General features: G+C 70.9%; 22 protein-coding genes. 18 read left to right on the top strand and 4 right to left on the bottom strand.

All coding sequences use genetic code 11. The features are described from left to right. Positions 1-247 precede the first annotated feature (247 nt). From ACGFIW_RS07310 to ACGFIW_RS07260, 11 genes are all read left to right on the top strand, one after another. On the top strand, positions 248-1,279 hold the full coding sequence (locus ACGFIW_RS07310; protein ID WP_393312742.1) for a hemolysin family protein: 1,032 nt from the start codon (positions 248-250) through the stop codon (positions 1,277-1,279). 33 nt (positions 1,280-1,312) lie between these two features. Next, the gene (gene trpS / locus ACGFIW_RS07305) at positions 1,313-2,338 is read left to right on the top strand and encodes a tryptophan--tRNA ligase (protein ID WP_393311623.1); all 1,026 of its coding nucleotides are present in this window, start codon (positions 1,313-1,315) and stop codon (positions 2,336-2,338) included. 13 nt (positions 2,339-2,351) lie between these two features. After that, positions 2,352-2,933 (top strand): 2'-5' RNA ligase family protein, encoded by a 582-nt coding sequence (locus tag ACGFIW_RS07300; protein WP_393311621.1) that lies wholly within the window; start codon positions 2,352-2,354, stop codon positions 2,931-2,933. Positions 2,934-3,012: 79 nt separating this feature from the next. Beyond that, on the top strand, positions 3,013-3,939 hold the full coding sequence (locus tag ACGFIW_RS07295; protein WP_393311619.1) for a YhjD/YihY/BrkB family envelope integrity protein: 927 nt from the start codon (positions 3,013-3,015) through the stop codon (positions 3,937-3,939). A gap of 17 nt (positions 3,940-3,956) precedes the next feature. Continuing rightward, complete coding sequence (locus ACGFIW_RS07290) at positions 3,957-4,325, top strand: GntR family transcriptional regulator (RefSeq protein WP_393311617.1); 369 nt, start codon at positions 3,957-3,959, stop codon at positions 4,323-4,325. Positions 4,326-4,405: 80 nt separating this feature from the next. Beyond that, positions 4,406-4,843 (top strand): hypothetical protein, encoded by a 438-nt coding sequence (locus ACGFIW_RS07285; protein WP_139582803.1) that lies wholly within the window; start codon positions 4,406-4,408, stop codon positions 4,841-4,843. A gap of 647 nt (positions 4,844-5,490) precedes the next feature. After that, complete coding sequence (locus ACGFIW_RS07280) at positions 5,491-5,832, top strand: hypothetical protein (protein ID WP_357412012.1); 342 nt, start codon at positions 5,491-5,493, stop codon at positions 5,830-5,832. 277 nt (positions 5,833-6,109) lie between these two features. Then, complete coding sequence (locus ACGFIW_RS07275; protein WP_393312740.1) at positions 6,110-7,177, top strand: BMP family protein; 1,068 nt, start codon at positions 6,110-6,112, stop codon at positions 7,175-7,177. A gap of 187 nt (positions 7,178-7,364) precedes the next feature. Then, positions 7,365-8,972, top strand: coding sequence for an ABC transporter ATP-binding protein (locus ACGFIW_RS07270; protein ID WP_393312738.1), 1,608 nt, complete (start codon positions 7,365-7,367; stop codon positions 8,970-8,972). Continuing rightward, positions 8,969-10,345 (top strand): ABC transporter permease, encoded by a 1,377-nt coding sequence (locus tag ACGFIW_RS07265; RefSeq protein WP_393311614.1) that lies wholly within the window; start codon positions 8,969-8,971, stop codon positions 10,343-10,345. Before ACGFIW_RS07270 ends, ACGFIW_RS07265 begins: the two co-directional genes overlap by 4 nt. A gap of 3 nt (positions 10,346-10,348) precedes the next feature. Further along, positions 10,349-11,629, top strand: coding sequence for an ABC transporter permease (locus ACGFIW_RS07260; protein WP_393311612.1), 1,281 nt, complete (start codon positions 10,349-10,351; stop codon positions 11,627-11,629). 66 nt (positions 11,630-11,695) lie between these two features. On the opposite strand, the gene gap is transcribed toward ACGFIW_RS07260, so the two are convergent. Together gap and ACGFIW_RS07250 are read right to left on the bottom strand one after the other, a co-directional pair. After that, positions 11,696-12,706, bottom strand: a complete 1,011-nt coding sequence (gene gap / locus ACGFIW_RS07255; RefSeq protein WP_393311610.1) for a type I glyceraldehyde-3-phosphate dehydrogenase — start codon at positions 12,704-12,706, stop codon at positions 11,696-11,698. Positions 12,707-12,710: 4 nt separating this feature from the next. Further along, entirely contained in the window at positions 12,711-13,304 is a 594-nt protein-coding gene (locus tag ACGFIW_RS07250; protein WP_393311608.1) for a TetR/AcrR family transcriptional regulator, read from the bottom strand. 89 nt (positions 13,305-13,393) lie between these two features. On the opposite strand from ACGFIW_RS07250, the gene ACGFIW_RS07245 reads away from it, so the two are divergent. The 3 genes from ACGFIW_RS07245 to ACGFIW_RS07235 all read left to right on the top strand — a co-directional run bounded on the left by ACGFIW_RS07245 (position 13,394) and on the right by ACGFIW_RS07235 (position 16,307). Then, positions 13,394-14,098, top strand: a complete 705-nt coding sequence (locus tag ACGFIW_RS07245; RefSeq protein ID WP_393311606.1) for a cytidine deaminase — start codon at positions 13,394-13,396, stop codon at positions 14,096-14,098. 134 nt (positions 14,099-14,232) lie between these two features. Further along, positions 14,233-15,513, top strand: a complete 1,281-nt coding sequence (locus ACGFIW_RS07240; RefSeq protein WP_393311604.1) for a thymidine phosphorylase — start codon at positions 14,233-14,235, stop codon at positions 15,511-15,513. A gap of 113 nt (positions 15,514-15,626) precedes the next feature. After that, positions 15,627-16,307 (top strand): DUF4272 domain-containing protein, encoded by a 681-nt coding sequence (locus ACGFIW_RS07235; protein ID WP_357076316.1) that lies wholly within the window; start codon positions 15,627-15,629, stop codon positions 16,305-16,307. A 2-nt stretch (positions 16,308-16,309) separates the two neighbouring features. On the opposite strand, the gene ACGFIW_RS07230 is transcribed toward ACGFIW_RS07235, so the two are convergent. Next, positions 16,310-17,314 (bottom strand): putative RNA methyltransferase, encoded by a 1,005-nt coding sequence (locus ACGFIW_RS07230; protein WP_393311602.1) that lies wholly within the window; start codon positions 17,312-17,314, stop codon positions 16,310-16,312. Between the two features lie 149 nt (positions 17,315-17,463). On the opposite strand from ACGFIW_RS07230, the gene ACGFIW_RS07225 reads away from it, so the two are divergent. Continuing rightward, entirely contained in the window at positions 17,464-18,537 is a 1,074-nt protein-coding gene (locus ACGFIW_RS07225; RefSeq protein ID WP_393311600.1) for an adenosine deaminase, read from the top strand. A gap of 5 nt (positions 18,538-18,542) precedes the next feature. Here the strand turns inward: ACGFIW_RS07225 and ACGFIW_RS07220 are convergent, their stop codons facing one another. Further along, positions 18,543-18,836 carry a hypothetical protein gene (locus ACGFIW_RS07220; RefSeq protein WP_357555618.1) on the bottom strand — a complete coding sequence of 98 codons (294 nt, stop codon included), beginning with the start codon at positions 18,834-18,836 and terminating at the stop codon, positions 18,543-18,545. Between the two features lie 503 nt (positions 18,837-19,339). Between ACGFIW_RS07220 and ACGFIW_RS07215 the strand changes: the two genes are divergently transcribed. The 3 genes from ACGFIW_RS07215 to ACGFIW_RS07205 all read left to right on the top strand — a co-directional run bounded on the left by ACGFIW_RS07215 (position 19,340) and on the right by ACGFIW_RS07205 (position 23,807). Next, entirely contained in the window at positions 19,340-22,930 is a 3,591-nt protein-coding gene (locus ACGFIW_RS07215; protein ID WP_393311597.1) for a nitrate- and nitrite sensing domain-containing protein, read from the top strand. Further along, on the top strand, positions 22,927-23,331 hold the full coding sequence (locus tag ACGFIW_RS07210; RefSeq protein WP_030329023.1) for a roadblock/LC7 domain-containing protein: 405 nt from the start codon (positions 22,927-22,929) through the stop codon (positions 23,329-23,331). The genes ACGFIW_RS07215 and ACGFIW_RS07210 overlap by 4 nt, the downstream gene beginning before the upstream one ends. Positions 23,332-23,429: 98 nt before the next feature. Further along, positions 23,430-23,807, top strand: coding sequence for a DUF742 domain-containing protein (locus ACGFIW_RS07205; RefSeq protein ID WP_030329021.1), 378 nt, complete (start codon positions 23,430-23,432; stop codon positions 23,805-23,807). The last annotated feature ends 1 nt before the right edge of the window (position 23,808 follow it).

The raw sequence follows: 23,808 nt of genomic DNA, 5'->3' as shown, positions 1-23,808 counted from the left end.
CTTCGCTGATCACCCTAGGGTGGCGGCCGGTGCCCTGACCGATGGCACCACCATCCTCATTCCACCATAATCCTTCATGCTTAAACAGAGCCGAACATGTACGGCTCCTCCGCGTGATCCCCGGTGCGGTGAGCCAACGGTGTCTACCATCTCTGTCATGCGGGAAGTGGCCCGTACCGGGCTCCGGCGACGCGTGCGGGTGCGACCCCGTCGCGACCCCGGGCCGCTCGCCCGGGCCGTCGCCCGGATGCTGGTCCGCACCGCCGACGGCGCCTCCCGACTCGTCACCGACCTGCTCGGGGCCGGGCCGGCGGCAGGCCGGGAGCGCATCAGCGAGGCCGAGCTGCGGGACCTGGTCGCGGCGAACACGGTGCTCGACCCGGACGAACGGCGGATCATCGACGAGGTCCTGGTGGCCGGTGCCAGCCTGATCCGCGAGGTGATGATGCCGCGAACCGAGGTCGTCTTCCTCCCGGCACGGCTCACCATCACCGAGGCTGCCCGGCTGGTGCGCGCCGAGACGCACACCCGCTACCCGGTCACCGACGGCACCCACGACGACGTGGTCGGCTTCGTGCACCTGCGGGACGTGCTGCTGCGCCCGGACGCCGATCCGTGCGTCACGGTCGGCGAACTGGCCCGGGAGGTGAAGCGACTGCCCGGGAGCAAACGGGTGCTACCCGCGCTCACCGAGATGCGCCGGGAGGGCCAGCACCTGGCGGTGGTGGTCGACGAGTACGGCGGCACCGCCGGCATCGTCACGCTGGAAGACCTCATCGAGGAGCTGATCGGCGAGATCCGCGACGAGTACGACGCGACTCCGGACCCGGTGCACGCCGGCCTGCCGGCCGTCGTGGACGGTCGCCTCAACCTCGCCGACTTCGCCGAGCGGACCGGGGTGGTACTGCCTGCCGGGCCGTACGAGACGGTCGGGGGATTCGTGATGGCCGCGCTGGGTCGGCTTCCGGTGGCCGGCGACGAGGTGTCGGTGCCCGGCGAAGCGGCCGACGGCGTCGGACCGGATCCGGCCGACCCGGCGGGCGGCTGGCTGCTGCGGGTCCTCGCCCTGGACGGCCGTCGGGTGGCCCGGCTCGCGGTCTCCGCCGTCCGGGTGCCGGAGCAGCGCCGCGAGCGGGAACACGAGCAGCGCCGCCAGCACCACGGCGCGTCGGCGCGGCAGACGGTGGCCGGGCCGACGCGCCGGGTCGGCCCGGGCGCACCACCCGAGGTCAGCACCCCGACGGCGGCGGGCCGCAGCCGACCCGCCGGCCCGTCATGACGGACCCGCTTGGTTGCTGACAGAATTATCGCCATGTCCGACGTTCCCGCCCGTCCCCGCGTCTTCTCCGGCATCCAGCCGACGGCCGACTCGTTCCATCTCGGCAACTATCTGGGCGCGGTGCGGCACTGGGTGGCGCTACAGGAGACCCACGACGCGTTCTACTGCGTGGTCGACCTGCACGCCATCACCGCGGGGCACGACCCGGCGCTGTTGCGGCAGCGGACGCGGGTGGCCGCCGCCCAGCTCTTCGCGGTCGGGCTCGACCCGGAGCGCAGCACCCTGTTCGTGCAGTCGCAGGTGCCCGAGCACCCGCAGCTGGCCTGGGTGCTCGGCTGCATCACCGGCTTCGGCGAGGCCAGCCGGATGACCCAGTTCAAGGACAAGTCGCAGAAGCAGGGCAACGAGCGGGCCAGCGTCGGGCTGTTCACCTACCCGGTTCTGCAGGCCGCCGACATCCTGCTCTACCAGGCCAACACGGTGCCCGTCGGTGAGGACCAGCGCCAGCACCTGGAGCTCTCCCGGGATCTGGCCCAGCGGTTCAACTCGCTGTTCGGCCCGACGTTCACGGTGCCGGCGCCGCACATCGTCAAGGACACGGCGAAGATCACTGACCTTCAGGACCCGACGGCGAAGATGTCCAAGTCGTCGTCCTCGCCGGCCGGCATCATCGACCTGCTGGAAGATCCGGCCCGATCCGCGAAGAAGATCCGGTCGGCGGTGACGGACACCGGCCGGGAGATCGTCTTCGATGCCGAGACGAAGCCCGGTGTGTCCAATCTGCTGACCATCCACTCGGCGCTCAGCGGTCGCGGCATCGACGAGTTGGTGGCCGCGTTCGCCGGCCGTGGCTACGGCGACCTGAAGAAGGAGTTGGCCGAGGTGGTGGCGGACTTCGTCCGTCCGGTCCAGGAGCGCACCCGCGCGTACCTCGACGACCCGGCGCAGTTGGACAAGCTGCTCGCGTCCGGCGCGGAGAAGGCCCGCGCGGTGGCCGCGGCGACCCTGCGCTCCACGTACGAGCGGGTCGGGTTCTTCCCGCCCGTGCGCGGCGAGTAGCGCCGCGGGACAGGTGGACGGGTCGGTGGCCGGAGGGGCGGCGCGAAGCGTGGATCGCAGTGGCGGGGTGCCGCCGACCGGCGACACCATCCAGATCGGCATCGCGGTGGACATTCCCGAGCCCTGGGGTGCCCAGCTCACCCGACGGCGGATCGAGGCCGGCGACCAGCTCGCCGTGCCCGCGCACGTGACGTTGCTCGGGCCCACCGAGATCCCGACGGCCAGTCTGCCCGACATCGAGCGGCACCTGGCCGCCGTCGCCGCCGCGCACCTGCCGTTCGCGCTGCACCTGCGGGGCACCGGCACGTTCCGGCCGGTCACCCAGGTGGTGTTCGTCGCGGTGGCCGCCGGCATCAGCGAGTGTGAGTTGCTGGCCGCCGCCATCACCGCGACGCCGGACCTCCACCGCAAGGCCCGCTTCCCGTACCATCCGCACGTCACCGTGGCGCAGGACGTGGCCCCGGAGGCCCTGGACAACGTGTACGAGGATCTGGCCGACTTCTCCGCGATGTTCGAGGTCGACGCGTTCACCCTCTTCTCGCACAGCGGAGAGGCACGCTGGCAGCCGCGTCGGGACTTCCGCCTCGGCGACTGACCCGTCGGCGACGCGCCGGTAGGTGAGCATCGGGAGCCGGTTGCCACTACGGCCGTGGGAGATCGGCGAGGATGATCGCGTGAACGTGATCGGCGGGATCGAGGCGGCCATCGACCGCTGGGTGAGCGCCGCGCGCCACCGGTCGGGGCTCTTCGATCACATCTGGCGCGCCGGCGCCCTGTACGCCGAGGTGCTGGCCGGCCGGCTGGCCGCCGCGATCGCCTACTACGGCTTCTTCGCGGTGTTCGCCCTCGCCCTTGTCGCGTTCTCCATCTTCGGTGCGATCCTGGAGGACAACGACGACGTCAGCGAGGCGGCGGCCGGCTTTCTCAAGGAGAATCTGCCCTTCCTGGACGCCGAGCAGATCGCCAACTCCAGCGGCACGGTCGGGGTGGTCGGCCTGGTCATCCTGGTCTTCACCGGGATCGGTTGGGTGGAGGCCATCCGGTCCTCGCAGCGGCTGATGTACGCGCTCAACCAGCAGCCCGGCAACCTGGTGATCCGGCGGTTGGTCGACCTGGGCGTGATGATCGGCATCTTCGTGCTGCTCGGCGTCTCGGTAGCGGCGGTGGACGCGTTGGAGTCGCTGCTGCGTTTCCTGCTGCGCAGCACCGGGTCGGTCGGTCTCACCACGATCAGCGCGGTGCTCAGCGTGCTCGTCAACGCGGTGCTCGCCACCGCGTTGCTCCTCGCGGTGCCCCGGCTGCGGATGAGCCGGTCCCGGCTGCGCCCGGTGGTGCTGCTGGTCGCGGTCGGCATCACCCTGTTGAACACGGTGGGGCGCTACTACGTGGTGCGCACCGAGCGCAACCCGGCGTACACGGTGGTGGCCGGCGCTGTCGGTCTGCTGCTCTACCTCTACCTGCTCAACCAACTGGTGCTGTTCGGCGCGGCCCTGCTCGCGACGAGCACCAACGGTCGCGTGGTGGACCTGGCGGAGACCCCCGCCGCACCGAAGGCGGTCGACGAGGACACCGATCCCGGTACGCCGGGCGGTGCGGGCTGAGGACGGAAGGTGTGCAGGTGCTGATCTCGGTCGACCCGGACTCGTCGGTGCCCCCGTACGAGCAGGTTCGTGGGCAACTCGCCGAGCTGATCGGCGACGGCCGGCTGCCGGTGGGCAGCCGACTGCCCACCGTCCGGCAGCTCGCCGCCGACCTGACGTTGGCCGCGAACACGGTGGCCCGGGCCTACCGGGAGTTGGAGGCTGCCGGGCTGTTGGAGACCCGGGGGCGCAACGGCACGTTCGTCGCCCCCGGGCGGGACGACGCCGTCGACCGGCTACAGCGGGCGGCGGCCAGCTACGCGGCCGAGGCGGCGCGACTCGGCGTACCGCCGGCCACCGCACTCGCCCTGGTCCGCGCCGCCCTTGATGCGTTCCGCCCCGGCTGAGGGTCGTCGGTCACCCGCCGGACGGGCGAAAACCGAGCCGAAAGTCATCGGCGCTCGCGTTCGCGGACCATGATGAGCCGGTGGGCGCACTCATGACACTGGACCTGCCGGCCGACTCGCCGCTGCTCGGTCTGCCGTGGATCATCACCTTCGGTCCGCTCGGCGATCTGGACGAGTGGGAGCCGGTGGTCTGCGGGCCGTACGAGCGGCCACACGCGTTGGCGCTCGCCGAGGCCGTGGTGGCCGAGGAGCAACTGATGGCGGTGGTGGAGCCGTTGCTGCCGGCGTTGTCGGCCGACGAGATCCGCAGTGAGATCGCCGCCGCGCAGGTCGCCGCCGAGGACGAGGCCCGCCAGGTCGAGGGCGCCGACCTGTACGGCGACTTCGAGGACGTCATCGACGAGGAGTTGGACGCCGCCGCCGACGAGGCGGGCCACGGTGAGCCCGCCGAGCCGCCGGACGAGGCCGAGGTACGCGAAGGCTTCACCCGGATCGCGGCGCTGCTCACCGCGAAGTGACGCCGGCAGCCGTCAGCGGGTCGGCGGACCGTCCAGCACGCAGAGTTCGTTGCCCCGCTCGACCTCGTGGCCGAGCGCCGCGGACCAGCACGCGACCCATCACGTCCAGGGCCTCGACGTCGAGCGTGCACTGCGCGATCCGTACCCCCAGCGGGTCACCTCCGTAGCGACGGTGCTCGATGCGGTACCCGCGACGGTCGCCGGTCACCCGACAGGCGTCCCACGGACACCGGCGCCGCGCGGAGCGGACTCCGCGCGGCGCCGGTGGCACCTCACCCCCCACCACAAGGGGCCGGTAGCCCAGTCGCCCGCCGGCGCGGGGCACGACGAACGACCAGGTCGAGAAGGTCTTACCCACTCAGCGCCGTGGTAACCAGATGCCGGCCCGGGGCGGGGTGGCGGTGCGATCATCGGAGCGATATGCGGGGTGAATCCGCTCTGCGCCGGGGTCGACTCGATGACCTGGGCGATGTTTGCCCGCCGTTCCGCCGCCTGCGAACTCTTGCGGGTAACCGGCTGCGCCCGACTCTCCGGTGCGCTGGTACCCGGCTGGCGGCCGGGCCTGACGGCCGCGCCGTGCGGCACCGACGCGCCGAGTGACCCGACCCCCTACTACAAAGCGTCGTTGATGGGGGAGGATGGGCGACGTGGAAGCACTGCGACTCATTCTCCTCTATGTCCATCTGATCGGCTTCGCCCTGCTGCTCGGCGGCTCGATCGCCCAATACCTCAGTGGCCGGCTGCGGATCAACCCGGCGATGCTGTGGGGGGCGGTGATCCAGTTGCTGACCGGGCTCGGGCTCTCCGCGCCGCTGCGCGACGGCGACGAGCCGGCACCCGCGAAACTTGTGACGAAGTTGGTCATCGCGCTCTTGATCTTCGTAATGGTCTTCTTCTCGCGGAAGCGGGACGTGGTGAACCGCGGTCATTTCCTCGCGATAGTCGGTCTGACCCTGGTCAACGCGGCGGTCGCGGTCTTTTGGCGGTAACGTCCGAGGGGGCCGCTGCCTCGGGGAAAACGGACGTTACGGACGCCTGCACGCGCCATTAGCAGCCTCAGGAGTGACGTGCCCCACCCAAGGGTTACACCCGGGTAACAGGCGCTCAACAGTCGTGCACGATTGTCGGCCGGTGGGTGGGCGCGGGCGTACGCTCCCGTCCGTAACGTGGGACAGCCGGCGGCACACCGCAGGTCGGCTGATGGGCTGCCACCGCACTAGGCGCGGTGTGCAATGGGAAGGAGACGTCTTGCGTTCGGTGCGTGGGATGCGGATCGCCTCGATCTTCGCGGTGGGTGGGCTCGCGCTCACCGCCGCCGCTTGTGGCGAGGCCCCCAAGGATGGCAACAACGCCGGCAGCGGCGCCAAGAAGTTCAGCGCCTGCATGGTGACCGACGTTGGCGGCATCGACGACAAGTCGTTCAACGCTTCGGCCTGGAAGGGCCTGCAGGACGCCAAGGCCGCCAACGACAACATCGACATCAAGTTCGTCGCGTCGAAGGCGCAGGCGGACTACGAGCCGAACCTGACGCAGTACGTCAACCAGAAGTGCGACTTCATCCTGGCTGTCGGTGGCCTGATGGCCGACGCCACCAAGAAGATCGCGACGGCGAACCCGAAGCAGGAGTTCGGCATCGTGGACTCCGGCTCCGCGCTGGAGAACGTCTACCCGATGCAGTTCGACACGGCCCAGGCCGCGTTCCAGGCCGGCTACCTGGCCGCCGGGATGACCAAGAGCGGCAAGGTGGCCACCTACGGCGCGCTGCCGATCCCGCCGGTGACCATCTTCATGGACGGCTTCGTCGACGGTGTGAAGTACTACAACACCACGAAGGGCAAGAACGTCCAGGCGCTGGGATGGAACAAGGAGACCCAGAAGGGCTCCTTCACCAACGACTTCGCCAAGCAGGACGAGGGCAAGAAGGTCTCCGACGCGCTGGTCGCCCAGGGCGCGGACATCATCATGCCGGTCGCCGGTGGCTCCGGCCTCGGCACCACCGCCGCGGCCAAGGCCTCGGGCGGCAAGTACAGCACCATCTGGGTGGACGTCGACGGCTGCGAGAGCACCCCGGACTGCTCCGCGATCATCACCACCGTTGTCAAGAACATCCCGGACGCCGTCAAGGAGGCAGTGGTGAAGGCCGCCGCCGGTGACAAGCTGCCGGCCAATCCGGGCTTCGTCGGCACCCTCGCCAACAACGGTGTCTCGCTCGCCCCGTACCACGACTTCGACAGCAAGGTTCCGGCCGAGCTGAAGGCCGAGGTCGACAAGATCAAGGCGGACATCGCCGCCGGCACCATCACCGTCACCTCGAAGGCCCAGCCGACCAAGTGACAACCGGCCGGTCCCTCCGGTGAGATCATCGGAGGGTCGGCGGGGACAGGTACGACCGACCGGCCGCTCCGGCCCCGCGGGTGACAGTGGGGTCGGAGCGGCCGGTCGCGCACCACGTCAGCCGGGCCGCTCCGGTCGGGTTGACGGCAGCTAGGCTGCACCATCGCTCGCACTCCAGGAGGTTGCGCTGAGACTCGAACTGCGCGGCATCACCAAGCGGTTCGGTGATCTGGTCGCCAACGACCACATCGACCTGACGGTGGAGCCTGGAGAGATTCACGCCCTGCTCGGCGAGAACGGCGCGGGCAAGTCGACACTGATGAACGTGCTCTACGGGCTCTACCAGCCCGACGAGGGCGAGATCCTGGTCGACGGCAAGCCGCTGAAGCTGAGGGGCCCGTCCGACGCGATCGGGGCCGGGATCGGCATGGTGCACCAGCACTTCATGCTGGTGCCGGTCTTCACCGTCGCCGAAAACATCATGCTCGGCGCCGAGCAGACCCGGGGCGGCATCGCTGGCTTCCTCGACCGACGCCGCGCCCGGCGGCAGGTCACCGAGGTGTCCGAGCGCTACAACCTGCGGGTCGACCCGGACGCGGTGATCGAGGACCTGCCGGTCGGCATCCAGCAGCGCGTCGAGATCGTCAAGGCGCTCACCCGCGACGTCGACCTGCTCATCCTGGACGAGCCGACCGCCGTGCTCACCCCGCAGGAGACCGAGGAGCTGCTGACGGTCATGCGGTCGCTCAAGGCGGCGGGCAAGTCGATCGTCTTCATCACCCACAAACTTGGCGAGGTCAAGGCCATCGCCGACCGGATCACCGTGATCCGACGCGGAAAGACCGTCGGCACCGCCTCACCCGAGGCCAGCCGGGACGAGTTGGCCGCCCTGATGGTCGGGCGTAACGTCCGGCTGACCGTGGAGAAGTCCCCGGCCACGCCGGGCGACCCGGTGCTGGAGGTGGCCGGGCTCGTCGTCGACGACGACCGGCAGGTCCGCGCGGTCGACGGGGTGGACCTGACCGTGCGCGCCGGCGAGGTGCTCGGCGTGGCGGGCGTACAGGGCAACGGCCAGACCGAGCTGATCGAGGCGATCATGGGCCTGCGCCCCGTGCTCGCCGGCACGGTCAGCCTGGCCGGTGACCGGATCGACGGCTGGACGCCGAAGAAGGTGCTCCGCGCGGGCGTCGGCTACGTGCCCGAGGACCGCAGCGTGGACGGCCTGGTCAAGGAGTTCAGCGTCGCGGAGAACCTGGTGCTGGACATCTACGACCGGCCACCGTTCGGTGCGGGGCTCGCGCTCAGGCCGGATGCCATCGCGGCCTCGGCGAAGGAACGGATCGAGCAGTTCGACGTCCGTACCTCGTCCGCGGAAGCGGCGGTGGGCACCCTCTCCGGTGGCAACCAGCAGAAGGTGATCGTGGCCCGGGAGCTGTCCCGGCCGCTGAAGCTCCTCATCGCCGCCCAGCCGACCCGTGGCGTCGACGTCGGGTCGATCGAGTTCATCCACAGCCAGATCATCCACGAGCGGGACATCGGCACCGCCGTCATGGTGGTCTCCAGCGAGCTCGACGAGGTGATCGGGCTGGCCGACCGGATCGCGGTGATGTACCGCGGTCGGATCATCGGCGTCGTCGGCCCGGACACCCCGCGTGAGGAGATCGGCCTGCTGATGGCCGGCATCAGCCCGGACGAGGCCCACGAGGCCGTCGCGGCACCCGCCGCCGACGAGCCCGGCGTGGCAGACGGGAGCCCGGCGCGCGACGCGGGTTCCGCGAGCGAGGACGAGGCATGACCAACCCCCCCAACCCGCAGTCGGGTTCCCCGGACAAGGGTCCGGCGAGCGAGGCGCAGGCCGCGCAGAACGCGCTGGGCAACACCGAACGGGCCGAGTCGGCGACCGAACCGGACGGCTCGGCGGCGACGCCAGCGCCGGACCAGCGGCCCGAGCCCAGCCTGGGCCGGTTGTTCGTGGACAACCTCTGGGCGGCCAACACCTTCACGGTGACCCTGCTGTCATTGGTGCTGGCGATCGTGGTCGGTGCGGTGCTGATGATCGTTTCTGATCCGGCGGTGCTGTCCACCTACTCGTACATCACCTCGCGGCCGTCCGACGCGATCAACTCCAGTTGGACGCTCGTCAGCGAGGCGTACGCGAACCTGTTCAAGGGTTCGGTCTTCGACCCCGAGGCGTTCTCCGGCTGGTTGAACGGCAGCAACGGGTGGGAGGCCGCGCTCGCGCCCATCTCCGAGACGCTCACCTACGCCGCGCCGCTGGTCTTCACCGGCCTGTCGGTGGCACTGGCCTTCCGGGGCGGCCTGTTCAACATCGGTGCCCAGGGCCAGGCGACCGTCGGCGTGATCCTGGCGGCGCTGGCCGGCTTCCTACTGCCCCTGCCACCGGGCCTGCACCTGCTGGTGGCGGTGCTGGCCGGCGCACTGGGCGGGGCGATCTGGGGATTCATCCCCGGCATCCTCAAGGCCCGTGCCGGGGCGCACGAGGTGATCACCACGATCATGCTCAACTACGTCGCCACGTACCTGCTCACCTGGTTGATCGTGCAGGACGGCGTGCAGGACCCGACCCGTACCGACGCGATCAGCAAGGCGGTGGACACCTCCGCCCAACTGCCCCGGCTGCTCGGCGACAACCTGCGGGTGCACGCCGGCATCCTGCTCGCCGTGCTGGCGACCTGGGCGGTCGCCTGGCTGCTGAACCGCTCGACGCTCGGCTTCGAGCTGCGGGCGGTCGGCGCCAACCCGGACGCCGCCCGCACCGCCGGCATCAGCGTCACGCGGACGTACATCCTGATCATGGTCTTCGCCGGCATCCTGGCGGGCCTCGGCGGCTCGAACATGGTCCTCGGCTCCACCGCCAGCGCGCTGACCCCGTTGGTGGTCGCGCAGATCGGCTTCGACGGCATCCTGGTCGCGCTGTTGGGGCGGGTGAAGCCCTGGGGGGTGCTGCTCGCCGCACTGCTGTTCGGGGCGTTGCAGGCCGGTGGCAACCGGATGCAGTCGTACTCCGGGATCTCGCTGGAGCTGGTGACCGTGCTCCAGGCGTTGATCGTCATCTTCATCGCCGCGCCGGCCCTGGTGAAGGCGATCTTCCAGCTCCGGGCCGCGCGCGCCGCCCGGTTGCAGACGAGCCTGGCGAAGGGCTGGTAGCTCATGTCCACCATGGCTGTCCCCGACATCGCGGTCGCCCCGGTCCACCAGGGTTTCTGGACCCGGAGCCGCAAGGTCGGCCTCACCCTGCTGGCGCTCGGCCTGCTGGCCGCTGTGCTCTTCGGCGCGCTCGCCACCGACCAGCAGGCCCGGTTCACGCTCAGCGACGACGCGGCAGGTGCCGCCTTGGAGATCAACGGCACGATCGGGGCGATCCTGTTCGGGATCATCGCGATCGCCGCCGGCGCGGCACTGCTGGCCGGGGTGCCCAAGCGGTGGTTCCTCCCCGTGCTCGGCGTCGGGCTCGCCGGCTTCGTGCTCTCGTTCCTCTGCTGGCAGGTCTCCGCCGCGCCGGCCGGACAGAACTTCCTGCCGCTCGTCAACATCATCCGGGGCACGTTCATCCTGGCCCTGCCGCTGATCTTCGGCGCGCTCGCCGGGGTCCTCTGCGAACGATCCGGCGTGGTCAACGTGGCCATCGAGGGCCAGTTGCTGATGGGCGCGTTCAGCGGCGCGTTGTTCGGCAGCATCTCCGGCAGCGTCTGGATGGGTCTGGTCGCCGCCGCCATCGGCGGTGCGTTCATCTCGCTGCTGCTGGCCGTCTTCGCCATCCGCTACCTGGTCGACCAGGTCGTCATGGGCATCGTGCTGAACCTGCTCGCGGTCGGCGTCACCGGCTTCCTCTACGAGCGGCTGATGCAGACCGACGCGGCGAAATACAACAGCGCGCCGCGCTTCAGCAACTGGGAGATCCCACTGTTGAAGGACATCCCGGTGCTCGGGCCGGCGTTGTTCCGCGGCAACATCTTCCTCTACCTCGGGCTGCTGCTGGTGCTGGTGATCCACATCGGGTTGTTCCGCACCCGGTGGGGTCTGCGCACCCGCTCGGTCGGCGAGCACCCGATCGCCGCCGACACGCTCGGCGTCAAGGTGCTGCGGGTCCGCTACCGCAACGTGCTGCTGGCCGGGGTGGTCGCCGGCATCGGCGGCGCGTCCTACACCCTCGCGCTCTACTCGTTCACCAAGAACATGATCGGTGGCAAGGGCTTCATCGCGCTGGCCGCACTGATCTTCGGCCGGTGGAACCCGACCGGCGCGCTGCTCGCCGCGCTCTTCTTCGGCTTCGCCGACCAGCTCGCCACCTACCTGGGCGCGATCAGCAGCTCGATCCCCAGCCAGTTCCTGGCCATGCTGCCCTACCTGGCGACCATCCTCGCGGTCGCCGGCCTGGTCGGCCGGGTGCGGGCACCGGCCGCCGACGGCAAGCCGTACATCAAGGGCTGACGCCCGTAGCCGTGCCCGGCGGGACGCCCCCGCCGGGCACGACGACAGCACCCGCGCACCACGGCGTCAGGCCGCCGCGGTCGCTCCGATCCGCTCGGAGAACTCCACGAGGCGGTTGGAGAACCCCCACTCGTTGTCGTACCAGCCGAACACCTTGACCTGGTTGCCGACGACCTCGGTCAGCGGCGCGTCGAAGACCGTCGAGTAGGGGTTGCCGACGATGTCCGCCGAGACCAGCGGCGCCTCGGAGTACTGCAGGTAGCGCCGCAGCCGCTGGGACGCGGCGGCCTCGCGGAACGCCGCGTTGACGTCCTCGACGTCGGCGCGCTGGCGGAGGACAACGGTGAGGTCGGTGAGTGAGCCCGTCGCCACCGGTACGCGCAGTGCGGCGCCGGTGAGACGCCCGTCGAGCTCCGGGATGACCTTGCCGATCGCCTTCGCCGCGCCCGACGACGTCGGGATGGTCGACACGGCTGCCGCGCGGGCCCGGCGCAGGTCGGAGTGTGGCGCGTCGTGGAGCCGCTGGTCGCCCGTGTAGGCGTGGATCGTCGTCATCAGTCCCGACTCGATGCCGAACGAGTCGTTGAGGACCTTCGCCAGCGGCGCGAGCGAGTTGGTGGTGCAGGAGCCGTTGGAGAAGACGTCGTGGCTGTCCGGGTCGAGGCTGTCGTCGTTCACGCCGAGGACGAACGTGGGGACGTCCCCCTTGGCCGGCGCCGAGATGACGACCTTCCTCGCGCCGCCCTTGAGGTGGGCCGCCGCCGTGCCGCCGTCGGTGAAGTGGCCGGTGGACTCGATCACGACGTCGGCGCCGACGTCACCCCAGGGGATGGTGGCCGGGTCGGACTGCGCGAAGACCCTCATGCGGGTGCCCTGAACGGCGATCGCGTCACCGTCGTGGGCGACGCCGTCCAGGTGACCGGAGACCGAGTCCCACTCGAGCAGGGTGGCCAGCGTGCGGGCGTCGGTGAGGTCGTTCACCGCGACCACCTCGACGTCGGCGTTGTTGGCCAGGGCCGCGCGCAGGTAGGTGCGCCCGATCCGTCCGAACCCGTTGATGCCGATGCGTACCGTCATGGCTTCAGTTCCTCCTGTTGTTCTGGTGGGCGAGCCCGGCTGGGGCCGCCGCCCGGAGCAGGTCGAGAGCGCCGGCGCGGGCATCGTCGAACGGGCCGGAGTCCTGCTGGGCGATCGCGAGCACATAGCCGCCCTGTAGGACGGCCATCAGGGTGTTGGCGAGTTGCTCGGGGTCGAGGTCGTCCCGCAGTTCGCCCGCGGCGACGGCCTCGCGTAGCACCGTGACCCAGCTGACGCGGACCTGGGCGAACGCGCGCGCTACCGGGGCGAGCAGCACCGGGTCCTCGCGGACCTGCGGGTCCTGGGTCATCCGGCCGACCTTGCAGCCCTTCAGGGCGTCGCGGGGACGCATCAGGTAGGCCTCGATCCGAGCCATCGGGTCACCCGGGGCGTCGAGTTCGGAAGCGGCCGGCAGCAGATCGGCGACGTTGCGCTCAAGGGCGGCGAGCGCGAGATCTCGTTTGGTCGGGAAGTGGTGGTACATGCTGCCCTGGCCCACGCCGGACCGTTCGCGAACGTCACGCGGGCTGGTGTCGGCGTAGCCGCGCTCCCACATGAGCTCGCTCATCGTGTCGACAAGGAGTTGTCGCGAGTCCATGGCGTCACTGTACATACCAGTAGGTACAGACTCGGCGTGGACCCCGCCCTGCCTGCTTCTGACCTGGGCCGCTTGGGCAGAATGGTGGCATGACCGACATTGACTGGGCGCGGCTGCGCGCCGCCGCCACCGACGCGATGCGGCACGCGTACGCGCCGTACTCGACGTTTCCGGTCGGCGCGGCCGCGCTTGTCGACGACGGCCGCGTGGTGGTCGGCTGCAACGTGGAGAACGCCGCGTACGGGGTGACGCTGTGCGCCGAGTGCGGTGTCATCTCCAGCCTGCACGCCACCGGGGGCGGTCGGATCGTCGCGATGTCCTGCGTCGACGCGACAGGTGAACCACTGATGCCGTGTGGTCGCTGCCGGCAACTGCTCTGGGAGCACGGCGGGCCGGAGTGCCTGATCGAGAGCAGGACCCGCCCGCTGCGGATGGCCGAGCTGCTGCCGCACGCCTTCGGCGTGGAGGACCTGGAGGCTGTCACCGGGGAGACACCGGTGCCGGTGGTCCCGGAGCGGCTGGCCGCCTGGCGTGGGCGCGGCACCGTCTTCGTGCACCCGGACATGTCCGCCGGGCAGCAGGTCTGGACCGCGTACTGGGAGCGGTCGGCCGGAGACGACGTCGGTGCCGAGACCGGCGTGCTGGAGGAGGCGCCGAGCTGGGAAGAACCGGCCGAGGCGATCACCTGGGGCCTGGCCCGGACACCGCGTGTGGTGGTGGTCGACGCGACCGGCACGATCTTCTGGGCCGGGGAGGGTGAGCCGCCTTTGGAGATCCCGGTTCGGTGGGGTTGAGCTTGGGGATTGGGCCGACCGTGCCCGGCTCCGGGCGGTCAGGCTTGATCCCTCCGCCGGGCACGGTCGGCCCAATCCCTCGGTGCTCGCTGTCCTTGGGTCGGGATCTGCACAAGACTAAGAAAGATCATTTGATGAGTGGTTTTGCTGCTGTTGACGTTATTCGGGTCAAGCGGGATGGCGGGGTGCTGTCGGACGCGCAGATCGACTGGGTGGTCGACGCGTACACCCGGGGGGTTGTCGCCGACGAGCAGATGTCGGCGCTGGCGATGGCGATCCTGCTCAACGGCATGACCGGGCCGGAGATCGCCAGGTGGACCGCCGCGATGATCGCCAGCGGTGAGCGGCTGGACCTCTCGGCGGTACGCCGGCCGACAGTCGACAAGCACTCCACCGGCGGCGTCGGTGACAAGATCACGCTGCCGCTCACTCCGCTGGTGGCGGCGTGCGGCGCGGCCGTGCCGCAGTTGAGCGGTCGAGGGCTCGGGCACACCGGCGGCACACTGGACAAGTTGGAGTCCATCCCCGGCTGGCGGGCCACGGTGAGCAACTCGGAGTTCATCGCCCAGCTCGACGAGGTCGGCGCGGTGATCTGCGCGGCCGGTGCCGGGCTCGCCCCGGCCGACCGCAAGCTGTACGCGCTGCGCGACGTCACCGGCACCGTGGAGGCGATCCCGCTGATCGCCAGCTCGATCATGAGCAAGAAGATCGCCGAGGGCACCGGCGCGTTGGTCCTCGACGTGAAGGTCGGCTCGGGTGCCTTCATGAAGTCCGTCGACCAGGCCCGCGAGCTGGCGCGCACGATGGTCGAGTTGGGTGGCGCGCACGGCGTTCGGACGGTCGCCCTGCTCACCGACATGTCCACCCCGCTCGGCCTGGCGATCGGCAACGCGGTGGAGGTGACCGAGTCGGTCGAGGTGCTGGCCGGAGGTGGACCCGCCGACGTGGTGGAGCTGACCCTCGCGTTGGCCCGGGAGATGCTCGACGCGGCCGGCCTGCCGGACGCCGACCCGGCGGCGGCACTGCGGGACGGCCGGGCGATGGACTCCTGGCGGGCGATGATCCGGGCGCAGGGTGGCGACCCGGACGCGCCGATGCCGGCCGCGAACGAGGTCGAGGTGGTCCGCGCCGAGCGGGACGGGCACGTCGCGGCCGTCGACGCGTACGCCATGGGGGTTGCGGCGTGGCGGCTCGGCGCGGGTCGGGCCCGCAAGGAGGACCCGGTCAGCGTGCCGGCCGGGGTGGTGTTGCACAGGCGGCCGGGTGACCCGGTCCGGGCCGGTGACCCCCTCTACGAGCTGCGTGCCGAGGACGCGACGCGGATTCCGGCGGCGCTGGCCGAGGCCGCCGACGCGGTGCGGATCGCGCCGACCGCCCCGGCGGCGACACCGCTGGTCATCGAACGCGTCGGCTGAGGCGAAAACAGGGGTCGGGGTGGCGTGGTGCCGGTCACCTTGGAGCGCTATTGTCGCAGGCCAAGGGGGGACAACCGGCGTTGAGCCGGCGCGAGCAGACAGGAAGACCCGCCGTGACCGTTGCTGCTCCCAACCCACGTGAGGTGCGCGAAGCGAGCCTGGACGAGCTGTCCCGGCTTGGTCTGCCGCTGCCGCCGGCCCAGTTTCCGCTGGTCTGGGAGCCGGGGGACGAGATCGACCTGCGCCCCACGGCGGAGATCGAGGCGCGGATCGCCGTGCTGCACCTGATCCTGGCCCGCTGCTTCGGGATGCCCCCGGAGGCGGCGATGAGCTGGCTGCTCGGCTCGCACCTGGTCGAGATGGTCACGCCGCCGGAGTGGCAGTTCGTGATGGGCGGCAAGGGCGACCACCGCTCGTTCGTGCTGCACCACGACGCGCTCTTCGCGCTGGCCTGGGTGCTCGGGTTGAGCAAGCAACTCGACCCGACCCTGGCCGTCGACGAGCGGCTGGTCGAGCGGCTGCCGCACATCGCCGAGGGGGAGACGTTCCCGCGCTGGCGTTCCCGGATCCTCACCGCGCCGCAGCACCCCGCCGACGCGGCCGCCCTGCTCGACCTGCACTACTGCCTGGACTGGGCGTACCTGGAGACCGAGCGCGACGGTCGGCGGGCGCCGGGCCTGGTCGACGCGAACGCGATCGGCCAGCGCCGCTGGGCGCTGGAGTGGGCGGTGATCCTGCGCGGGCCGTACCACGACGAGCCGCCCGGCTGGGAAGAGGTCGACCTCTCCACCTGAGCTCAGCGCGGTCGGTACGCGTCGACCCGGACCGCCACGGTCACCCGCACCGGCTCGGGCAGCGCGGCCAGCCGGGCGCGCAGTGCCTCCGGGTCGGTGTGCCAGGCGTTCGGGCCCATCCCCACCAGGGTGGCGACCTCCGGGCGGGCCAGGGTCAGCTCCGCCCGGTGCGCCGCCGAGCTGACCAGGGTGAAGTGCCCGCCCAGGCTGCCGGTCACCCGGTCGGCCTTGTCCGGGTCCACCCGCAGCAGGTCCAGCGCATCCACCAACTCGGTGAGGTGGTCGGTGTCGGGTGTGACCACCAGCAGGGTGCCCGCCGGGTCGAGCACCCGGTGGAACTCCGGGCCGTTACGCGGGGCGAAGACGTTCAGCAGCACGGCGGTCGAGGCGTCCGCGAGCGGCAGCCGCTGCCAGGTGTCGGCGAGCGCCGCGGCGGCCCGGGGATGCGCGCGGGCCGCGCGACGCAGCGCCGGCTTGGACACGTCCAGGGCCAGACCCACGGCGTCCGGCAGCGCCGCCAGCACCGCGCCGAGATATCGGCCCGTGCCGGCGCCGGCATCCACCACCAGGGGGTACGCCCCGATGTCGGTCGCCGCCGGTTCGACCCGTACCCCTGCGGTCGTGTCCTTTGCTCTGCACCCGCCGAGGCGACGGTCGCCGGACCGGAGTGTCGCCTCCGCGGGTGCAGAGCAAAGGACGGACGGGGCAGGTGCGGTGGTCGTCGCGTCCGGCGCGCGGAGCCGGGCGACGGCCTCCGTCGCGGCGGCGGCGAGGGCGACCGAGATGAGGTCGTAGTGCCCGGCCGCCTGGAAGTCCGCGCGGGCCGCGACCATCTCGGCGGTGTCGCCCACGTGCGGGGCCCGACCGGTGAGCAGGTTGACGTAGCCCTGGCGGGCGATGTCGAAGCTGTGCCGCCGTGGGCAGCGCAGTGCTCTCGCGTCGGTGGTCAGCCCCAGAGGTTCGCCGCAGACCGGGCAGCGCAGCCGGTCGAGGATGCGGAGGTCCACGTCAGGCCCCCGCCCAGCGGTGTGGCGGGCTGCCCCTCACCGTGGTGCTTCCATGCCGTTCAGCCTAGTTCGGGCCGATCCGGGCCGGAGCCGGGACCTCTGGCGACCTCCCACACCCGGTCATATCCGTCGCTGGCTAGGGTCTGAGCATGGTCGCAACTATCCGGTACGAGGACATTGTCAAGGCTCCGAAGGCGCTGCTGCACGACCACCTCGACGGCGGGCTGCGGCCGGCGACGATCGTCGACCTGGCCGCGGAGGCGGGGCACGAGCTGCCCACCACCGACCCCGAGGCGCTCGGACGCTGGTTCGTGGAAGCGGCCAACTCCGGCTCCCTGGAGCGTTACCTCGAGACGTTCGCGCACACCGTGGCGGTCATGCAGACCCCGACCGCGTTGCGTCGGGTGGCCCGCGAGTGCGCACTGGACCTGGCCGCCGACGGGGTGGTCTACGCCGAGGTGCGCTTCGCCCCGGAGCAGCACCTGGAGCAGGACCTGACCCTGGACGAGGTCGTCGAGGCGGTGCTGGCCGGGTTCGCCGAGGGCACCGCCCAGGCTGTCGAGGCGGGCCTGACCATCCGGGTGGGCACCCTGCTCACCGCCATGCGCCACGCCGCCCGCTCGCAGGAGATCGCGGAGCTGGCCGTGCGGCACCGGGACGCCGGGGTGGTCGGCTTCGACATCGCCGGCGCCGAGGCGGGCTTCCCACCCACCCGGCACCTGGACGCCTTCGAATACCTGCAGCGGGAGAACTTCCACTTCACCATCCACGCCGGTGAGGCGTTCGGTCTGCCGTCGATCTGGCAGGCGATCCAGTGGTGCGGGGCGGACCGGCTCGGTCACGGGGTGCGGATCGTCGACGACATCGGCCCCGACGGCGCGCTCGGCCGACTGGCCGCGTACGTGCGGGACAAGCGGATTCCGCTGGAGCTGTGCCCCTCGTCGAACGTGCAGACCGGCGCGGTGGCCTCGATCGCCGAGCACCCGATCGGCCTCCTGCGGGACCTGCGGTTCCGGGCCACCGTCAACACCGACAACCGGCTGATGAGCGGCACCTCGATGTCGCGGGAGATGTCGCTGCTGGTGGAGAACTTCGGCTACGGCTGGAAGGAGATGCAGTGGTTCACCATCAACGCGATGAAGAGCGCCTTCATCCCCTTCGACGAGCGGCTGCGGATCATCGACGAGGTGATCAAGCCGGCGTACGCCGACCTGCTGGCCTGATCGGCTCAGGCGTGCGGGTGGCCGGCGAGCAGGCCGGCCACCCGACGTAGCACCTCCCGGGCGCGGGCCGCCTCCGCGCCCAACCCGGTCTGCCGACGCAGCACCGCCGGCTCGGCCCGCAACAGCGCCACGCCCCGGCGGACCAGCACCCGGGGTGCTTTGCGCTGCTCGGACAGGTCGCGGGCCAGCCGGCGCAGGAAGGTCGCACCGCGCGGCCGGCGCAGCGCGTACGCCCCGGCCAGCAGCCCTCGGCGACGGCACTCCTCGACGATCTCGGCGGCGAAAATCCCTTCAGCCACGAAAAGTGGCGATCCGGCGAGATCAAATGGCCGGGTGGCCACACGTCGATCTGCGCCGATCGCATAAACCGGCACATCGGCTCGGCCCTCACGAGCGAGCTGGGCAATGATTTCCACCGCACTCGGCGCATCCCAGGAGTCTGGCGATTCCCAATCCACCTGGTCGTTTCGTCGTGGCAACGTAGGGTCATCGCCGTCTTTGTAGAAGTCGTCCAAGCAGAGCACCGGGAGGCCGGTTTGCTGGGCTATGTACGACTTCCCGGACCCGGAAGGGCCGGCGAGGAGGACAACGCGGTGCGGATGTTCCATTACCTTCAGTTACTCCGGCCAGACGGACTGCTATCAAATCGCATCAACATCTCATCACACCTTCGGTAGGTGACAACCTGGGCTTTCTTCTTGTCGACCGGCGTGATGGAATCTCGGGGGTCCGACCCGCCGGGTCGGTCGCTGGGCGTTGCCCGGAGGCAACGCGTTGAAGCTGTAATCGCGAGGGCGGTGACGTGAGCAAACGGCCAAAGACGGCGGGCTCCTTCCTGTCGCGGCTGCGCCGGCCGGCCAGCCGGCTCCGGGACATGCCGATCTGGTCCAAGCTCGGTCTCATCATGATCGTGCCGACCATCGCCACGGTCGTGGTGGGCACCAGTGGTCTTGTCGACCACGTGGAGACGCTCAACAATGCCAACCGAGCCGGCGACCTGGCCAACCTGTCGAGCTATTCGGGTGACCTGGTCGACGCCCTACAGGACGAGCGGACCGCCGCCGTGCTGCTGCTGGGCGCGGACGGGACGCAGCCGACGGCTCAGTACCAGGAGGCCTACAACCGGGTGAACTCCCGGGTGGACCAGGAAGCGGGCCCCTACCGCCAGCAGCGGACCGAGATCGAGGATCTGCCGAGCAGCCTCGAGACGCTGCTCGACGGCATCGACCAGAACCTGCAGGACCTGTCCGGCATCCGCAGCCAGGTGTTCAACGGCAAGCTCGCGCTCACCGAGACCGTCCAGGCGTACGAGGGCCTGATCAGCGACCTGCTCGCCATCCGTGACTCGGCCACACAGCTCGCCGGTGACAACGACCTGAGCGACCGGATGCGCGCCGCCGCGGCGGTCGCCCGGGAGAAGGAGTTCCTAGCCGCCCGGCGGGTCGTGGTCCACCGCGCGCTCGGCGTGAAGGGTGGCCAGCGGCTGACCCCCGCCCTGCGCACCGACTACATCGCCAGCGGCACCGGCCAGCAGCAGGCGCTGCAGAGCTTCAAGGCCGTCGCCACCCCGGACGACGCGAAGTTCCACGACCAGACGGTCGCGGGCGGCGATCGTCGGGAGGCGCAGAACTACACCGGCTGGATCGACGGCAACACCACCGGCGACATGCGCGGTGCGCCGTTCAAACCGGACCAGTGGGAAGCCGCGATGACGGCCAACGCCCGGCTGATCCGCACCGTCGAGCGCAAGCTCGACAGTGAAGTGGTCGCCGGGGCCGACAACCTCCGCTCCGACGTCCAGCGTCAGGTTTTCCTGGAGACCGGCCTGCTGCTCAGCATGCTGCTGCTGGCCATCCTCTTCGCGTACCTCGTCGCCCGCTCGATGGCCCGCTCGCTCCGTGAGCTGCGACAGGGTGCACTCTCCGTCGCCCAGTACGGCCTACCCCAGGCAGTGGCCCGCCTGCGCGACCCACAGGTCGTCGGGCAACTCTCCCCGGTGCAGCTGGCCAACCAGATCGCCGAGCCGCTGCCGGTGCGCAGCAAGGACGAGTTCGGTCAGGTGACCGAGGCGTTCAACGCCGTCCACCTGGAAGCCGTCCGGACCGCCGCGGAGCAGGCCGCACTGCGTGCCTCCGTCGCGACCATGTTCGTCAACCTGGCCCGCCGTTCACAGATCCTGGTCGACCGCCTGATCGGGCACCTCGACCGGCTGGAGCGCGGCGAGGAGGACCCGGACCGGCTGGCCGAGCTGTTCCAGCTCGACCACCTGGCCACCCGGATGCGCCGCAACGACGAGAACCTGCTGGTGCTCGCCGGCGCCGACTCCACCCGTGTGCAGCGTGAGCCGGCCGCTCTGATCGACGTGCTGCGTGCCGCGCAGTCCGAGGTCGAGCACTACACCCGCATCGAGTTCGGTGTCATCGACCGCGACATCGAGGTCGCCGCGCACGCGGTCAACGACCTGGTGCACCTCGTCGCCGAGCTGTTCGACAACGCCACCGCGTTCTCGCCGCCCGACTCGCAGGTGATGGTCGAGGCCCGCCGGGTCGGCGACCGCTCCTCGCTCTACGTCGAGGATCGCGGCATCGGCATCAGCGCCGAGCAGTTGCACGACCTCAACGAGCGGCTCGCGACGCCGCCGCAGGTGGACGTGGCGGTGTCCCGGATGATGGGCCTCGTCGTGGTCGCCCGGCTGGCGTCCCGGCACGGTGTCCGTGTCGAGCTTCGCCCCGGCTCCGACCGCGGCACGGTCGCCGACGTGACCCTGCCCACCTCGGTCTTGGTGCCCCGGGCGCTCTCCGGTCGGGTGCAGCAGCCCCCGGCCCTGCCCGCGGCCGGCGGCCCCCAGCAGGGTGGGCCCACGCCGGTCTTCGGCGCGCTGCCCGCACTGGGCAACCACCCGCGCTCCAGCGAGTCCGGCAACCAGGTCACCCTCGGCGGTCGCCCGTTCGAGCCGGCCTCGCGAAACGGTGCCGGCACCCCGGCCAACGCCGGTGCGTACGGTTCGATGCCGGCCTGGTCGGATCTGACCGGTGCGGCCGGGACGAACGGCGTCAACGGCGGCGACGGGTTCACCCCGCGGCCGGCCAACGGCCAGCCGATCGACCCGCTGCCGCAGCGCCGCTCCGGGGACGACGCTCCGACCACCGGTCAGCAGCCGTCCATTCCCCGGCAGTTGCCGAGCAGCCCCGAGACGCACCCGTACTCGGTGCCGCCGGTCTCCGCGCAGCCCTACTCCGGTGCGCCGGTCTCCGCCTCGCCGGCCTCAGGTCAGCCATACTCCGGGCAGCCCTACTCGGGTGCTCCGTACGGCGGCGCGCCGGTGTCCGCCGCCCCGGCCTCCGGGCAGCCGTACGCTGGTCCGCCGGTGTCCGCCGCGCCGGTGTCCGCGTCACCGACGTCCGGTCAGCCGTACCCGGGTCAGCCGTTCTCGGTGCCACCGGTGTCCAGCCAGTCGTTCAGCGGGTTCGCCACCCGGTCCGCCCCACCCGCGCAGGCGCCCAGCGCCCCCGCACCCCCGGCCTGGCCGCCGGTGCCGGGTGGCGACCGGGACGCGGCGACCCCGCCGGTGCCGGAGCGGCTCGCCGCCGCCCTGGACATGACGACGGAGCTGCCGCGCGTGCCGCGACCCGGTGAGCAGCCGCCCGCCGCGGCGCAGCCGCCGGCACCGGTGCCAGCTCCGGCTCCGCAGACTCGGCCGACGCCACAGCAACCGCAGGCACCGAACCGACAGCGGTACGCGGACGAGACGATGGAGCTGCCGATCTTCCGGGAGCTGGAGTCGGCCTGGTTCCGTACCCGCCGTCCGGGCTCGGAGGAGTCCGCCGCCGGCGCCCAGCCGAGCACGAACGGCGACACCGCGACCCAGCAGTTCGCCACGGTCGAGGCCACCGGTCGGACAGTCCACAAGACACCACCCGGGACGACAGGTAACACACCGATGGCAGACACTCCGGCGGCCGGAGGAGCGCCGCGGGACAACGGCTCCACAGCGAACGAGGGCACCCGCCCCAGCCTCGCCGAGAGCCTGCCGAACCGCCGGCCCCAACCGCAGAGCAACGGCTGGCAGACCGCGGCTGACGACGGCTGGCGTGCCGCTTCGGCGGCGGCCGGCGCGGCACCGGTGAGCGAGACCACCACTACCGGCCTGCCGAAGCGCAAGCCGATGGCGCAACTCGTGCCGGGTGCGGTGGAGAAGCCCGCCACCTCGGTCCAGCGCCGTTCCCCGGAGGCAGTCCGTGGCCTGCTCTCCGCCTACCACCGGGGTGTGCAGCGAGGGCGTAGCACCTCGGACAACCCGACCAGCCCGGAGGCGACTCCGGGAGGGCAGCAATCCTCGCAGTCTGGCTCAGGCCCGGTGGCCGGGAGCGGGCAGAAGGAGCAAGAAGGATGACAACTACGCAGGATCTTGGTTGGCTGCTGGCCAACTTCGCCGACCGGGTGCCCGGCGTCGCGCATGCGGTTGCCGTCTCGGCGGACGGCCTACTCCTGGCGTCGTCACGGGATCTGCCGCGCGACCGGGCCGATCAGCTTGCCGCGATCTCCTCGGGTCTGGTCAGCCTGACCCAGGGGGCAGCCCGCTGCTTCGAGGGAGGCGCGGTGTTGCAGACCGTCGTGGAGATGGACAATGGTTTCCTGTTCCTGATGTCCATCTCGGACGGTTCCTCCTTCGCCGTGCTGGCCGCCCGCAGCTCCGACGTGGGCCAGGTGGGCTACGAGATGGCGCTGCTTGTCGACCGGGTGGGCGACGCGCTGACCCCGCAGCCGCGTGCGGCCGCGGGCATGCTGGGCTGACGCCTCGCCGATCGTGAGGTCGGCACGACTGCAACGACGACAACGACGGGTTTCACCGGTGGGAGCCGGTAGCGGGCACGAAGGGGGTGAGCGGCGAGATGGCCGATCGTGACGAACCAACCGGAGCGTTGGTCCGTCCATACGCCGTGACCCGCGGTCGTACCCGTCCTCGGCTCGACATCGCGCTGGAGGCGCTCGTCGAGACGACGGTGCGCGGCCGGGCCGCTGCCAATGGCAACGGCGGCCAGGGTCGCGAACACCAGTACATCGCCGCGCTGTGTGACGGACGCGTGCAATCGCTCGCGGAGATCGCGGCGCGGATGCAGCTCCCGCTCGGTGTGGCCCGGGTGCTCATCGCCGACATGGCGACGGACGGCCTGGTCGCGGTTCACGAGCCGACCATTTTGGACGACTCCGACGACGCGGTGGGCACTGAACTGCTGGAGAGGGTGCTGAGTGGACTTCGCAGGCTCTGAC

This window comes from Micromonospora sp. NPDC048935, from assembly GCF_043197875.1.
Lineage (GTDB): Bacteria > Actinomycetota > Actinomycetes > Mycobacteriales > Micromonosporaceae > Micromonospora.
This window is presented reverse-complemented; position numbering and strand designations above follow the sequence as displayed.